The 12768-nt window shown below is 70.3% G+C and carries 17 protein-coding genes; 7 read left to right on the top strand and 10 right to left on the bottom strand.

Going from position 1 to position 12768, the window contains the following annotated elements; all coding sequences use genetic code 11:
* Window positions 1–37: 37 nt before the first annotated feature.
* Window positions 38–538 (top strand): pyridoxamine 5'-phosphate oxidase family protein, encoded by a 501-nt coding sequence (locus tag ACF1G2_RS09470; RefSeq protein WP_391797721.1) that lies wholly within the window; start codon window positions 38–40, stop codon window positions 536–538.
* A gap of 11 nt (window positions 539–549) precedes the next feature.
* Entirely contained in the window at window positions 550–981 is a 432-nt protein-coding gene (locus ACF1G2_RS09465) for a VOC family protein (protein WP_391797720.1), read from the top strand.
* A 39-nt stretch (window positions 982–1020) separates the two neighbouring features.
* Here the strand turns inward: ACF1G2_RS09465 and ACF1G2_RS09460 are convergent, their stop codons facing one another.
* From ACF1G2_RS09460 to ACF1G2_RS09430, 7 genes are all read right to left on the bottom strand, one after another.
* Window positions 1021–1194: a hypothetical protein gene (locus ACF1G2_RS09460; RefSeq protein ID WP_391797719.1), complete on the bottom strand. Its 174-nt coding sequence runs from the start codon at window positions 1192–1194 to the stop codon at window positions 1021–1023.
* Window positions 1195–1270: 76 nt separating this feature from the next.
* The gene (locus tag ACF1G2_RS09455) at window positions 1271–1426 is read right to left on the bottom strand and encodes a DUF6131 family protein (protein ID WP_391797718.1); all 156 of its coding nucleotides are present in this window, start codon (window positions 1424–1426) and stop codon (window positions 1271–1273) included.
* Between the two features lie 237 nt (window positions 1427–1663).
* Entirely contained in the window at window positions 1664–2260 is a 597-nt protein-coding gene (gene amaP / locus ACF1G2_RS09450) for an alkaline shock response membrane anchor protein AmaP (protein ID WP_391797717.1), read from the bottom strand.
* Between the two features lie 11 nt (window positions 2261–2271).
* Window positions 2272–2946 (bottom strand): DUF6286 domain-containing protein, encoded by a 675-nt coding sequence (locus tag ACF1G2_RS09445; RefSeq protein ID WP_391797716.1) that lies wholly within the window; start codon window positions 2944–2946, stop codon window positions 2272–2274.
* Between the two features lie 436 nt (window positions 2947–3382).
* Entirely contained in the window at window positions 3383–3610 is a 228-nt protein-coding gene (locus ACF1G2_RS09440) for a hypothetical protein (RefSeq protein WP_391797715.1), read from the bottom strand.
* A gap of 38 nt (window positions 3611–3648) precedes the next feature.
* Entirely contained in the window at window positions 3649–4080 is a 432-nt protein-coding gene (locus ACF1G2_RS09435) for an Asp23/Gls24 family envelope stress response protein (RefSeq protein ID WP_391797714.1), read from the bottom strand.
* 331 nt (window positions 4081–4411) lie between these two features.
* A complete protein-coding gene (locus ACF1G2_RS09430; protein WP_391797713.1) occupies window positions 4412–4573 on the bottom strand; it encodes a hypothetical protein in 162 nt (53 codons plus the stop codon).
* Between the two features lie 998 nt (window positions 4574–5571).
* On the opposite strand from ACF1G2_RS09430, the gene ACF1G2_RS09425 reads away from it, so the two are divergent.
* A complete protein-coding gene (locus ACF1G2_RS09425) occupies window positions 5572–7002 on the top strand; it encodes a DUF2252 domain-containing protein (protein ID WP_391797712.1) in 1431 nt (476 codons plus the stop codon).
* A 225-nt stretch (window positions 7003–7227) separates the two neighbouring features.
* Here ACF1G2_RS09425 and ACF1G2_RS09420 read toward each other — a convergent pair whose 3' ends face one another.
* Window positions 7228–8589 carry a glutamine synthetase family protein gene (locus ACF1G2_RS09420; RefSeq protein ID WP_352188302.1) on the bottom strand — a complete coding sequence of 454 codons (1362 nt, stop codon included), beginning with the start codon at window positions 8587–8589 and terminating at the stop codon, window positions 7228–7230.
* Between the two features lie 281 nt (window positions 8590–8870).
* On the opposite strand from ACF1G2_RS09420, the gene ACF1G2_RS09415 reads away from it, so the two are divergent.
* From ACF1G2_RS09415 to ACF1G2_RS09400, 4 genes are all read left to right on the top strand, one after another.
* Window positions 8871–9218 (top strand): hypothetical protein, encoded by a 348-nt coding sequence (locus ACF1G2_RS09415; RefSeq protein ID WP_391797711.1) that lies wholly within the window; start codon window positions 8871–8873, stop codon window positions 9216–9218.
* An 82-nt stretch (window positions 9219–9300) separates the two neighbouring features.
* Complete coding sequence (locus ACF1G2_RS09410) at window positions 9301–9954, top strand: DUF3105 domain-containing protein (RefSeq protein ID WP_391797710.1); 654 nt, start codon at window positions 9301–9303, stop codon at window positions 9952–9954.
* Between the two features lie 2 nt (window positions 9955–9956).
* Window positions 9957–10589: a DUF305 domain-containing protein gene (locus ACF1G2_RS09405; RefSeq protein WP_391798123.1), complete on the top strand. Its 633-nt coding sequence runs from the start codon at window positions 9957–9959 to the stop codon at window positions 10587–10589.
* Window positions 10590–10716: 127 nt separating this feature from the next.
* The gene (locus tag ACF1G2_RS09400; RefSeq protein WP_391797709.1) at window positions 10717–11136 is read left to right on the top strand and encodes a CBS domain-containing protein; all 420 of its coding nucleotides are present in this window, start codon (window positions 10717–10719) and stop codon (window positions 11134–11136) included.
* On the opposite strand, the gene ACF1G2_RS09395 is transcribed toward ACF1G2_RS09400, so the two are convergent.
* The gene (locus ACF1G2_RS09395; RefSeq protein ID WP_391797708.1) at window positions 11121–11954 is read right to left on the bottom strand and encodes an alpha/beta fold hydrolase; all 834 of its coding nucleotides are present in this window, start codon (window positions 11952–11954) and stop codon (window positions 11121–11123) included. The genes ACF1G2_RS09400 and ACF1G2_RS09395 overlap by 16 nt on opposite strands.
* Window positions 11951–12649, bottom strand: a complete 699-nt coding sequence (locus ACF1G2_RS09390; RefSeq protein WP_391797707.1) for a DUF998 domain-containing protein — start codon at window positions 12647–12649, stop codon at window positions 11951–11953. The genes ACF1G2_RS09395 and ACF1G2_RS09390 overlap by 4 nt, the downstream gene beginning before the upstream one ends.
* Window positions 12650–12768: the final 119 nt, after the last annotated feature.

The raw sequence follows: 12768 nt of genomic DNA, 5'->3' as shown, positions 1-12768 counted from the left end.
GAGACCCGTGACCCGCAGCTCTGGAGAGGGAACCGCCATGACCCCGGAACCGACCCTGGACGCCCGTTTCAGTGACCCGAAGGCCCGCCCCGCCGCATGGCCGGAGGCCGCCGAGCGGCTGGCCGGGGCCGAGGTCTTCTGGCTGACCACGGTCCGCCCGGAGGGCCGCCCGCACGTCACCCCGCTGATCGCGGTCTGGTCGCAGGACGCGCTGCACTTCTGCACGGGCCCCGACGAACGCAAGGCGCGCAACCTGGCGGAGAACCGGGAGGTCGTCCTCACCACCGGCACGCCGTCGCTGGGTGAGGGCTTCGACCTGGTGGTGGAGGGCGAGGCGGTCCGCGTCACCGACGAGACGCGGCTGCGGGAGCTGTCCGACGCGTACGTCGAGAAGTACGGCCCCGATTGGCGATTCGACGTGCGCGACGGCGCCTTCGTGAGCGACGGTGGGACGGCCCTGGTGTTCGCCGTCGCCCCGCGCACGGTCTTCGGTTTCGCCAAGGGCGAGCCGTTCGGCCAGACCCGCTGGCGTTTCTGAGGAGACCCCCCATGAACTGGACGCTGGAAGTCGTCCTCGTCCCCGTGACCGACCTGGACCGGGCGAAGGAGTTCTACGGCGACAGGTGCGGTTTCACGATCGACCTGGACACCGAGGTCTCCCCCGGGATCCGGATCATCCAGGCGACGCCTCCGGGCTCGCGCTGCTCGATCTCGATGGAGAGCGGCATGCCCCCGATGCCCGGCACGAAGCCGATGACCCCGGGCGCCCTGCAGGGCCTCCAGCTCTGCGTGACGGACATCGAGGCGGCCCGCAAGGAACTGTCGGCCCGCGGTGTGGACGTCAGCCCGATCCGCCACGTGGGCGCGACAGGCTGGGAGGACGGCAAGGGCGAGACCTGGAACTCCTTCATGACCTTCACGGACCCGGACGGCAACGGCTGGGTGGTCCAGGAGGCCCCTTCGGAACTCTCGGAACGCTGAGCGGAGGGGACGCGGGCCACGCCGTCGTTCGAGCGCCCCTCAACCAGTGGGCCGGCGCCGGCGCGAGCGCAAGATCGAGCGCACAAGCAGATACAGCACGGCGACGAGCAGAAGCAGCACGCCGACGGAGAGCAGGTACAGCATTCCGTCCGCGACAGCGCCGATGACGATCAGCGCGGTGGCGCTGATGAGCAGAATCACGAAGAGGGCCATCGCGATACGCCTCCTTGTGCGATGGCGGCGATAGGGACTGGACCGCGCGGCTGCATCAGCACGCGAGGCGAGCCGTCTACCAATAGTGACGGCGTCCGCCGACCGCGTGACCGACCGCCCCGAGGATCCACAGGATGACGCCGATGACGACCAGGATGATCCCGATGGTCCACAAGATGGCGAGGCCGGCCACGAATCCGATGACGAGCAGGATGACCCCAAGAATGATCATGATGACCTCCGGTCTCACCGGTTCCTCAGTCTCAGAGTAGGCGCGACCCCCGGTGGTGGCCTGCGCAGTGTCCCGACGGTGGTCTCTTCCTCCTCCTGCCCTTCCAGCAGGACGGCTGCGATGAATCATGCCCATCCTCCACGGTGGACGGTGGCACGCCGGGGGCCGCCCCGCCCGGATATCGGCCTTCCTCCAAGCAGGCTCGGCGGATTCCGGCCTGGATGCGGCGAAGGGTCCCTAGTCGACGCGACGGGCCTTGTGGCGAACTTCCCGGAGGCTGACCTTCGAGGGAAGGCCGTCCAGGCCTGCCGAGTCCCGGGCCCGTGCGAGCGTTTCCCGGCTGAGTCGCCCCAGGGTCTGCTCCGGATCCGCGTGAGGCTCCAGCCACAGCCGCACTTGGGCGACCGGAGCGGTACGCCGGCCGGTCAGCCGGACATGAGCCCGCGAGACTCCGTCCAGCGCCTGCGCTTCTTCCTCGATCACTTCCTCAAGCGCACGGCCGTCGAGCTGGGCAGTCGCGCCGTCTTGGCTGTCGACGAGGACGCGGTCCAGCCGGCCTTTGCGCAGTAGCGCGACGAGCCACCACAGCAGCAACACCAACAGCACGGCGAGCACGGCGATGACGGACGGCCACCACCAGCCCTCTTCCCGCCACCGGGTGCGTCCCTCGATGCCCAGCACTACATCGGCCGGACCGCGGAAGGGCCACCAGCCCGGTACGTCGAAATCCCAGTGGCGCTGCAGATCCAGACCGCCCAGCAGAACGCCCCCGCCCAGGGCGAACAGTCCAAGGCCGAGCAGCCCCAGCATCACCCGGTTCACCGTCTTGAGCATCGGGATCGACCTCAGCTCTTCCTCGGGCGCCCGACACGCACGGACACCGTGGGAGGCCGGGCGAGACCCAGGGTCGACACGGCTTCGCCCAGCGCGGCATCGAGGTCCGCTCGAACCTCGTCGAGCTCACGGAAATGCACCTGCGCCCGGGCCTTGACCTTCGAGCGCCCGACATCGACCCGCGCCGACTCGACACCGGACACCCGCATGGCCCGGTCACGCAGGATCAGGGCGGCTGCACGGCGGTCGAGCCCCGCGTGGACCTCCTCCGTTCCTCGGGTACCGGTGGGCTGCCGCATGGGCAGCAGCTTGCGCAGCCCCGGCGTCACCGCCAGCAGGAAGAGCCACAGCCCGAGGGCCATGGCCACCGCGGCTCCGACGATCATCCAGATGTCGTCCAGGGGGCGCGTGGCCAACTCATCGGCGAGCCGCCGCCGCCATCTCATCCCGGGCTGGCCGGCCCGCACCGAGACCACGTCGTACAGGAGCAGTCCAGTGGCTCCGACGAGCAGCAGGGCCACGATGAACGCGGGGATCCGCCGCGCGGACCAGAATCGGCGCGGCGACCTGCCCGATTCTCGGACTGCCGCCGGCGCGCCGGGGTCCCCCGGGGGAGAAGCTGCCTCCCCAGGATCGGGAGGAAGGTCACTGTCGCCGGTCGGCTGCCGCCACGTGTTCGCGCTCATGTCACCCTCTCCTGGTCCGGACGCCGCGAATGAACCGAGTGCAGCCTCTCGACCGACACCACGAGGTCGGAGACATCCAGGCCGGCCCACGCCCTCAGCCGTTCGGTGACCTGTCGGCGCACCGCGGCGCACTGAGCTCCGATGTCCGACGGATAGCCCAGCTCCAAGGCGATACGCGCCCGGACCTCGCCGAGCATCGGCCGGCTTTCGCCAGGATCACCTCCCCGCCCTGCCCCATTCCGCTCAGGCGCCCGCCGCACGGACGCCGTGACGCGTGGCCTCCGGCGGCCGGGAGGTACGTGCCCGGCCGACTCGGTGAACCCCCTCAGCGCCTCGCGCGCCACCTGGGCGGCCATCTTCGCCGCAACCCGGTCGTCGACCGTGGTCGCACCCCGCTCCCCGCGGGGGACGGCCGGGCGCCGAGCGGCTTCCCTGGTCACTGCCGCCAGTCTCTCCGGGCCCGCCGCTGGTTGTCGCGGATCCGCTGCTGGTCGTCACGGCGGCGGACGAAGTAACCCGGTTCGAGATCGCCTTCCGACAAGCGCCCGACCACGAGTCCGACGACACCCAGCGCCAGCACCAGCAGGAAGGCCCAGAAGCCACCGAAGTACGCGGCGAAACCCAGTGCCATTCCGGCGATCAAACCCACCACGGCTCTGCTCATCACGCGCTCCTTCATCAGTAGCCGGCCGAACCCGTCGGCTACTGGATCCGCTGCCGCTCCTCCCCTTCGTCCTCCTCGTCGGGCAGCTTCACATCACTGACCGTGATGTTGACTTCCACGACTTCCCGCCCTGCCAACCGCTCCACCGCGGAGATCACGTTCTCCCGTACCTCACCGGCCACGTCCGTGATCGAGACGCCGTAGTCGACAACGATCTCCAGGTCGATCGCCGCCTGTACCTCTCCCACCTCGACATCGACTCCGCGGGTGACGGACTTGCCGCTACCGGCGCCGGGCATCCGCTCCCGCATCGAGCCCATCGAGCGCGAGAATCCACTGCCCAGAGCATGAACGCCGCGCACGTCCCGTGCCGCTATGCCGGCGATCTTCTCGACCACCACATCGGCGATGGTCGTCCGGCCACGAGAGCCGGGCGCACCACCGTGCCTTACGTCGGACTTCTCACTCATCAGGTCATCCCTCCCAAGGACGGGCATACCTGACAATCCTGGCTTTATCCTTATTTTATAGCGCCCTTAGGCGGGGAATGAAACCCTGGGAGAGGGTGGACCGGTGGAAACCGAGGCGTGGACGCAGGCGGTACGCGACCAGCTCCATCTGGGTCGGCTGCTCCCGCTCGGAGGGCCCGCAGACGGGACATGGATCACCGAACAAGCGGCCGTCCTTGCCCTATGGCCCACGGCCGCCGAGACTCCCGGCGTCACGCTGAGGAGCATGCGCATCGGACCGGCACCGCACCAACCCGTATCCGAACCGGCCGTCCGCCCGCCGGCCAGCGCGCTACCGCCTGGACCGCTCAGGATCGAGGCCGCCTTCACCGCATCCGTGACGCGGCCGGTACACCAGGCCGCCGAACAGCTGCGGACCACGCTGCTCGACGTGGCCGCTGAACGGCTCGGCCTGACCGTCGTGGCAGTTGATCTGCGCGTCACGGGTCTCCACGAAGGCCCGGAGGCACCCCCGTCGAAAGCTCCACCCACGCGAAGCTCCGCTCCTTCGGCCGGAACCAGACCCTTGCGGGGGCTCATCGGGGAGCTGGCCGGCGTCGCGTCGGCCGTGCCAGGCGTCGCTCGCCTCACCGCCCCGCTGGGAGGCCGCCCGGTCAAGGTGGAGCGACAGGACGACCCACCCGGTCGGCATATCCAGGTCCAGCTCGCGGTCGCGCCCGGCCACCATCCCCTGGAAGTCGCCCGCGCCGTCAGGTCAGCCGTAACCGCCGCACCCACCGATGACACCCCGGGCCCGGCAACCGCTGCCGTCCTCATCACAGAGGCCACCACCTAGCGGCGCGCCGGCGGTCGCGGATCGAGGAGGCGGGGAGAGGCGTGGAGTGGGGGAGGCGTGGAGTGCAGGATTGCGCATTCGTACAGGCCATTCTGGGCTCGGTGAGTGGAACGAGGCCTCGTCCGCTGTGCCGACCGCGTTCATCGCCCTCGGAGGAGCCGCACATGTCCGAAGGTGCGCAGCGCGCGAGACAGGTCGACAGTGGAAGTAGCTCGATCAGCCCAACAGAAGCCGTGGTTGTGACAAGCCGTCCGACATGCCATGGTCGCGGACTTCCTGTGGATCCCGTACGCGCCCTTCTGGGGCATCGTCCTGATCGCGGTCACCGCCTTCGTGATCGGGGCCTTGTGCACCGGTCCCAGTCCGTCGGAACGCTGAATCACCCCTGCCCGCATGAGTCGACCGTCATGGCCGCGAGGGTGTCCAGGACAGGGGTTTCAGATGCAGTGGACATATCGCGCGTCTTCCTGGGTGTGTTTCCGACCCCCGGTGGGGTGGTGGGGTGGTCAGAACGGGCCGAGGCTGAGACCAGACGCCCACCCGGCATCGATGATCCGCCGCGCGGCCGACGTGGAAGAAGGCCACGGAGCCCTTCTGCCCGACGTGTCCTGTGCCGGGCGCCCCAACGGCCGCAGGACCAGGCAGGAGGGCCTTCGATGCCCCAGAACGCGACCACGGCTATGCGTGCGGCACCCCACGCCACGCCCGAGGAACGGGCGGCCCTCGGCAAGGAGGCTCGGCGCCGCTCGCCACGGTCGAGCCACGCCGCATACCAGCCGTCTCCCGACAGACCGGACCCGCTGGCGATTCTGGAAGCCCAGTCCGCGACGCGGGTGCCCGAACTCGTCCCGATCCGCTACGGCCGGATGGCGGAGTCCCCGTTCCGCTTCTACCGGGGTGCCGCCGCGATCATGGCATCCGATCTGTCCGACAGCCCGCGCTCGGGACTCACTGCCCAGCTCTGCGGGGACGCGCACATGCTGAACTTCCGTCTGCTCGCATCGCCGGAGAGGCAGTTGATGTTCGACATCAACGACTTCGACGAGACGCTGCCGGGCCCGTGGGAGTGGGACGTCAAGCGGCTGTCCGCGAGTTTCGTCATCGCGGGCCGGGCGAACGGCTTCGACGACACCGAGCGTGCCAGCATCGTGAGCTCCACGGTCCGCTCGTACCGCGAGGCGATGATCCGTTTCGCGGGTATGCGCACCATCGACGTCTGGTACGCGAAGATCGACGCCGACCGCCTTGAGGCCCTGGCCACGGACCGACTCCACAAGCGCGGTCAGAAGAACCTGGCCCGCGCCATGGCGAAGGCCCGCACTCGCGACAGTCTGCAGGCTTTCGCCAAGGTCACCGAGACGGTCGACGGCCGACCCATGATCGCGGCGGATCCCCCGCTGCTCGTCCCGATCAGCGACATGCTTCCGGACGCGGAGCGCAGCGCGCTCGAGCGCCAGTTCCAAGGTCTGATCGAGCGGTACGGCCGGACCCTGGCCTCCGACCGGCGCACGCTCCTGGAGGACTACCGGCTGGCCGACGTCGCCCGCAAGGTGGTCGGCGTCGGCAGCGTCGGCACCCGATGCTGGATCTTCCTGCTCCTCGGCCGGGACGACCGGGACCCCCTCTTCCTCCAGGCCAAGGAGGCCGACACCTCCGTGCTCGCCGCACACGTCGGCGCGAGCACGTACCGCAACCAGGGCGAGCGGGTGGTCTCCGGCCAGCGGTTGATGCAGGCCGCCAGCGACATCTTCCTCGGCTGGGAACGGGTGGACGGCATCGACGGCAAGCAGCGCGACTTCTACGTCCGCCAGTTGCGCGACTGGAAGGGCATCGCGATGCCGGAGCGAATGCGGCCGAAGGACATGGAGGCGTTCGGCGAACTCTGCGGCGTCACGCTGGCTCGTGCGCACGCGCGGTCCGGCGACCGGATCGCCATCGCCGCGTATCTGGGCAGCGGCGACGCGTTCGACCGGGCACTCGCGACGTTCGCGGAGGCATATGCCGACCAGAACGAGCGGGACCACCAGGCCCTGCTCGACGCGGTACACGCGGGCCGGCTGCCCGCGGAGGAGCTGCCGGCGGCATGACCCGCAGGAGGCGCCCGGGGTTGGCCACCGCAGAATCGGACCAGGTCACCGCGCGGCGAGCGAGCCCTTCGTCGTGGTGCGAGTGAGAGGGATGGTCACTCCCCACAAGTTCACCAGGTCGGGGACTCACCACGTCAGCAGCCGTTCGATTTCGCCTCAGGGCCGACGGTTCGCGACCGTCGGCCCTGAGTCTCAGTTCCGGGTGTTACCCACTCTGACCTGCGCCTACAGCACCGGCAGGTTCTTCCGCAGCTCGAAGGCGGTGACCTCGGAGCGGTACTCCTCCCACTCCTGCTTCTTGTTGCGCAGGAAGAAGTCGAAGACGTGCTCGCCCAGCGTCTCCGCCACCAGTTCGCTCTTCTCCATCAGGGCGATCGCCTCGCCCAGGTTCTGCGGGAGCGGTTCGATGCCCATCGCGCGGCGTTCCGCGTCCGAGAGGGCCCAGACGTCGTCGTCCGCGCCCGCCGGGAGTTCGTAGCCCTCCTCGATGCCCTTCAGGCCCGCCGCCAGCAGGACCGCGTAGGTCAGGTAGGGGTTGGCGCCCGAGTCGATCGAGCGGACCTCGACGCGCGACGAGCCCGTCTTGCCCGGCTTGTACATCGGGACGCGGATCAGGGCCGAGCGGTTGTTGTGGCCCCAGCAGATGTACGACGGGGCCTCGCCGCCCGCGCCCGCGCTGCGGGCGGAGCCGCCCCAGATGCGCTTGTAGGAGTTGACCCACTGGTTGGTGACGGCCGAGATCTCGGCCGCGTGCTTCAGCAGGCCGGCGATGAAGGAGCGGCCCACCTTGGAGAGCTGGTACTCGGCGCCCGACTCGTAGAACGCGTTGCGGTCGCCCTCGAAGAGGGAGAGGTGGGTGTGCATGCCCGAGCCCGGGTACTCCGAGAAGGGCTTCGGCATGAACGTGGCCTGCACGCCCTGCTCCAGCGCCACCTGCTTCATGACCAGGCGGAAGGTCATGATGTTGTCGGCCGTGGAGAGCGCGTCGGCGTAGCGGAGGTCGATCTCCTGCTGGCCGGGGGCGCCCTCGTGGTGGGAGAACTCCACCGAGATGCCCATCGACTCCAGCATCGTGATGGCCTGGCGGCGGAAGTCCATGCCCACGTTCTGCGGGGTGTGGTCGAAGTAGCCCGAGTTGTCGGCCGGGGTCGGCTTCGTGCCGTCCAGCGGCTTGTCCTTCAGCAGGAAGAACTCGATCTCGGGGTGGGTGTAGAAGGTGAAGCCCAGGTCCGAGGTCTTGGCCAGGATGCGCTTGAGGACGAAGCGCGGGTCCGCGAAGGACGGCGAGCCGTCGGGCATGAGGATGTCGCAGAACATCCGGGCCGTGCCCGGGGCCTCCGCGCGCCACGGCAGGATCTGGAACGTGCTCGGGTCCGGCTTGGCGATCATGTCCGACTCGTATACCCGGGCGAAGCCCTCGATGGCGGAGCCGTCGAAGCCGATGCCCTCGTCGAACGCCTGCTCAAGCTCGGCGGGCGCCACGGCCACCGACTTCAGGAAGCCGAGCACGTCGGTGAACCACAGCCGCACGAACCGGATGTCACGCTCTTCGAGCGTCCGGAGCACAAATTCCTGCTGCTTGTCCATTTCCACACCCATCTTTGCTGGTCAGGCCGCCTGTTCCCACCGCCTCGGGCACATCGGGGGGCACCTGAGCATCCCACCACATGGTTTCGCGCACGTTGCACACCCATAGTGCCTGCTCGGGTGTGACTCAGGTAACGCCGGACCGGCCGATTCCGTGTGTCTGTTCCCCTCGCGGGTTCCCCGTACTTGCCCCCGGATCCCCACTTCCGGCCCAGGGGCCACTACGATCTCCGCACATGGGGGGCCCTCCACTCGTACGCCTGTCCAGGCGCGCGCGTCCCATGGCACTGGCGAGTGCCGTGGCGACGCTCCTCGCCGCGCTCTTCGTCTGTCTGGGTGCCGGTGACACGGCCCCGGCCCATGACGAGACCACACGGGCGCACCACCGGGTCACGGCCGCCGAGAACACGTACGAGATCGAGTACGTCTGCCCGTACGACCGAGGCGACTGCTCGCTGTTCCCCTCGCTCAGCCCGGCGGTGCTCACCGCGCCGCCGCTCGACCCCCCGCAGCACGCGGAGGGCCGGCTCCCGGGCCCCGTACCGGCGTACCACTCCGGCCGGGCGCCCCGTCCCGGCGCGCAGCCCCGCGCACCGGACCTGCACGTCCTTCAAGTACTGCGGACGTAGCCGGCGGGCCGCATCCATCCCCGCCCCCGGCTCACGCCCGACGCCTGATGCCGACCCCCCATACGAGAAGGACGACATTCACATGGCCGCCAACCGCTCCGCCAACGCCGACCGCCGCGCCCGAATAGAGGAGATGCGCCGCGCCGAGCAGGCCCGCGAGCGCCGCAACCGCTTCATCACCATCGGCGTCTCCGCCGTCGTCGTCCTGAGCCTGGTCGGCTTCGGCGGCTACGTGCTCAACCAGCAGTCCGAGAAGAAGGAGCAGCAGGAGGCCGCCGCCAAGGCCCCCATCCAGGACGAGAAGTCCTGGGACGCGAAGAAGCTCGGCCGCAACCACGTGACGACCCCGGTCTCCTACGAGATGAAGCCCCCGGTCGGCGGTGACCACGACCAGGTCTGGCAGAACTGCGACGGCGACGTCTACAAGACGAAGATCGCCGAGATGAACGCGGTGCACTCGCTGGAGCACGGCGCCGTCTGGGTCACGTACAGCAAGAAGGCCGCCGAGGCCGATGTGAAGAAGCTGGCGGAGAAGGTCGGCAAGACCCCGTACTCGCTGATGAGCCCGGTCGACGACCAGACCGGCGCGATCATGCTGAGCGCCTGGGGCAAGCAGGTGACCGTGGACAGCGCGAGCGACCCGCGGGTCGACGCCTTCTTCACCAAGTACGTGCAGGGCCCGCAGACCCCCGAGCCCGGCGCGGCCTGCACCGGCGGTGTCGGGGCGACGCAGTGAAGCTGACCCGTACGCACGGGGCGTCGATCGCCGCCGTCGTCCTCGCGCTGCTCTTCGCCGGGGGCGCCGTCACGGTCGCCTCCGCCGAGCGGGAGGAGGCGCCGGCGTCCCCCGTGTCGGCCTCGGCGGACGCGGGTTTCGCCCGTGACATGGCCGTCCACCACCAGCAGGCCGTGGAGATGTCGTTCGTCGTCCGGGACCGCACCGAGGACGAGGAGGTGCGCCGGCTGGCGTACGACATCGCCAACACCCAGGCCAACCAGCGCGGCATGATGCTGGGCTGGCTGGACATGTGGGGCCTGCCGAAGGTCGAGTCCGGCACCGAGCCCATGACCTGGATGGGCATGGACGGGCACGGCGGCGGCCCGCTCGACGGGGCGCTGATGCCGGGCATGGCGACCAAGACGGAGATGGAGCGGCTGCGCAAGGCCAGTGGCAGGGAGGCGGAGATCCTCTACCTCCAGCTGATGACCGACCACCACAAGGGCGGTGTGCACATGGCCCAGGGCTGTGTGGACAAGTGCTCCGTGGAGATCGAGAAGAACCTCGCGCAGGGCATGGTCGACGCCCAGGAGTCGGAGATCGCGCTGATGGCGGACCTGCTGAAGGCGCGGGGCGCGAAGCCGCGCGCCTGAGAGCCCCGGATCGGCTCACGCCACGGCCCCCGTGACCCCAGCGGTCGCGGGGGCCGTCGCGTACGCGGAGAATGGTGGGGGCTCGGGGACGTACGTACGACGACGTTTCTACGGAGGTACGCACCCCATGACCACGGCGAAGGACATCATGCATCCGGGGGCCCAGTGGATCCCCCGGCACGAAACGCTCGACCGCGCGGCGCAGATGATGCGCGACCTCAATGTGGGCGCGCTGCCCATCGCCGACGAGCATGAGCGGCTGTGCGGCATCATCACGGACCGCGACATCGTGGTCGGCTGTGTCGCCATGGGCCATGACCCGGCGAAGACGACCTGTGGAGAGATGGCGCACGGCACCCCGCGCTGGATCGAGGCGGGTTCGGACGTGAGCCAGGTCCTCGACGAGATGACGGGGCACCAGATCAAGCGGCTGCCGGTCATCGAGAACAAGCGTCTCGTGGGGATGATCAGCGAGGCCGATCTGGCGCAGCACCTGAACGACGAGCAGATCAAGGAGTTCTGCGCGACCGTCTACGCCTCCTCCTGATCCCGTACCGCGCGCGCCACGGCGTCGGGGCGGTCCCACATCATCAGATGGCCCGACGGTTCGACCGCCTCGTACCGGGCGCCGAGCCGTCGGGCCAGTGCGCGCTGGCGGCCGGCCCAGCTGGCGGAGCCGTCGGGGGCGGCGAGGACGGTGACGGGGCGTCCCGGCGGCAGTGGGAACCGCTCGCGCAGGGCGAGGAGTTCGGCGGCGACCGCACGGTAGTGGGCGTTCTCCAGGAGCGTGCCGCGGAGCACGCGGGAGGTGGCGTACACGCGCCGGACGAGGTCGGCGGGTGCCGGGTCGCCGCCGCGGGCGCGGGAGAGCCGTACGGTGACGCGGCGGGCGGCGGGGCCGAGGGCCGCCGGGGCTCCGGCGGCGGAGAGCAGGGTCCCGAGTCCGCGGGCGGCGGCGGTGCGCAGCGCGGGGGCGGCGGGGGTACGGGCGTGTTCCTCGACGGACGCGTCGACGAGCACGATCCCGGCGGTACGGCCCGGGTGGAGGCGCGCGAAGGCCTCCGCGTGGAACCCGGCGATGGAGTGCCCGACGACGGTGGCGGGCCCCGGCAGGGACAGCGCGTCGAGGAGGGCGGCGATGCGGTGGGCCTCGCCCGCGGCGCTGGGGGGGACGGCGGCCGGGGCGGAGAGGCCGTGGCCGGGGCGGTCGAAGCGGACGACCGTGCGGGTGCGGGTGAGGAGCGGGACGACGGAGTCCCAGTCGAACCAGCTCATCCCGAGGCCGGCGCTGAGGACGCAGACGGGTCCGCTGCCCTCGACCACGGCGTGGTGGGCCACGTCCCCGACCCTTACGAACACGCTCAAGGTCTCTCCCTGGCCACGGAGACGGCGAGTACTCCGAGCCAGAGTGCCACGAGGAGGAGCTGGATCCGCTGGCCGGCTCCCAGCCACCACAGACCCACCCCCGCCTCGAAGGCGGCGACGGCTGCCAGGGTCCAGGCGGTGGCGGCGAGTTCGACGACGACGAGGACGGCGCCGGTACCGGCGAGGGGCGGCCAGATCCGGTAGCGGCGGGCGGCCAGGGTGAGGGCGACCATGGCGGCCAGGGCACCGGCCAGGGCGAGGCCGGAGCTCACGGAGTGCGCGGCGTGGGTGGCCGGGACGAGGCCGGAGTCCTCGCGGGCCGCGCACGCGGGGTCGACGGTGGGCGCGCAACTGAGCGGCAGCCGGGAGTCGGCGGCGGTGGCGGCGCCGAACAGCCCGAGGGCGAGCCACCCGAGGAGGACGAGGGGGCGGCGGGTCGTGGTGGGGAGGCGCCGGGTCGACCGGAGCGCCGTGACGGCCGCCGCGAGGAGGATCAGCCCGGCCGCGAGGTCGGTCGCTCGGAAGAGGGCGCCGAGCGGCTGGTCGGTGGCGGCGAGTTCGGAGACGTACGTCCGGACCGGGTCGAGCCCGGTCCGGACGACGACTTCGACGACCCAGGCGGTGTACGCGAGCGCGCCGAGGACGAGGAGGACCGCGGTGACTCGCGCGGCACTGCCGGGACGAGAAGGGGACATAGTGGTACGGATGTTAGGCGGACGGCCCCGGGCCGCGCCGGGCGGGGGTGGCGTCGCCGGGCCCGCGGCACGGCGCCCGAGGCGAGAGCCCCACCGGTTGTTCACAAAATCCCTGGCTC

Source organism: Streptomyces sp. NPDC013457 (assembly GCF_043089925.1).
GTDB lineage: Bacteria > Actinomycetota > Actinomycetes > Streptomycetales > Streptomycetaceae > Streptomyces.
The sequence above is the reverse complement of the archived record's forward strand: the minus strand, read 5'-3'. Positions and strand labels throughout refer to the sequence as shown.

Coding starts and splice junctions, on each gene's coding strand:
- ACF1G2_RS09460 (WP_391797719.1), bottom strand. CDS start 1,194: ATGGCCCTCTTCGTGATTCTGCTCATCAGCGCCACCGCGCTGATCGTC.
- ACF1G2_RS09465 (WP_391797720.1), top strand. CDS start 550: ATGAACTGGACGCTGGAAGTCGTCCTCGTCCCCGTGACCGACCTGGAC.
- ACF1G2_RS09435 (WP_391797714.1), bottom strand. CDS start 4,080: ATGAGTGAGAAGTCCGACGTAAGGCACGGTGGTGCGCCCGGCTCTCGT.
- amaP (WP_391797717.1), bottom strand. CDS start 2,260: ATGCTCAAGACGGTGAACCGGGTGATGCTGGGGCTGCTCGGCCTTGGA.
- ACF1G2_RS09400 (WP_391797709.1), top strand. CDS start 10,717: ATGACCACGGCGAAGGACATCATGCATCCGGGGGCCCAGTGGATCCCC.
- ACF1G2_RS09415 (WP_391797711.1), top strand. CDS start 8,871: ATGGCACTGGCGAGTGCCGTGGCGACGCTCCTCGCCGCGCTCTTCGTC.
- ACF1G2_RS09445 (WP_391797716.1), bottom strand. CDS start 2,946: ATGAGCGCGAACACGTGGCGGCAGCCGACCGGCGACAGTGACCTTCCT.
- ACF1G2_RS09390 (WP_391797707.1), bottom strand. CDS start 12,649: ATGTCCCCTTCTCGTCCCGGCAGTGCCGCGCGAGTCACCGCGGTCCTC.
- ACF1G2_RS09425 (WP_391797712.1), top strand. CDS start 5,572: ATGCCCCAGAACGCGACCACGGCTATGCGTGCGGCACCCCACGCCACG.
- ACF1G2_RS09410 (WP_391797710.1), top strand. CDS start 9,301: ATGGCCGCCAACCGCTCCGCCAACGCCGACCGCCGCGCCCGAATAGAG.
- ACF1G2_RS09455 (WP_391797718.1), bottom strand. CDS start 1,426: ATGATCATTCTTGGGGTCATCCTGCTCGTCATCGGATTCGTGGCCGGC.
- ACF1G2_RS09420 (WP_352188302.1), bottom strand. CDS start 8,589: ATGGACAAGCAGCAGGAATTTGTGCTCCGGACGCTCGAAGAGCGTGAC.
- ACF1G2_RS09470 (WP_391797721.1), top strand. CDS start 38: ATGACCCCGGAACCGACCCTGGACGCCCGTTTCAGTGACCCGAAGGCC.
- ACF1G2_RS09440 (WP_391797715.1), bottom strand. CDS start 3,610: ATGAGCAGAGCCGTGGTGGGTTTGATCGCCGGAATGGCACTGGGTTTC.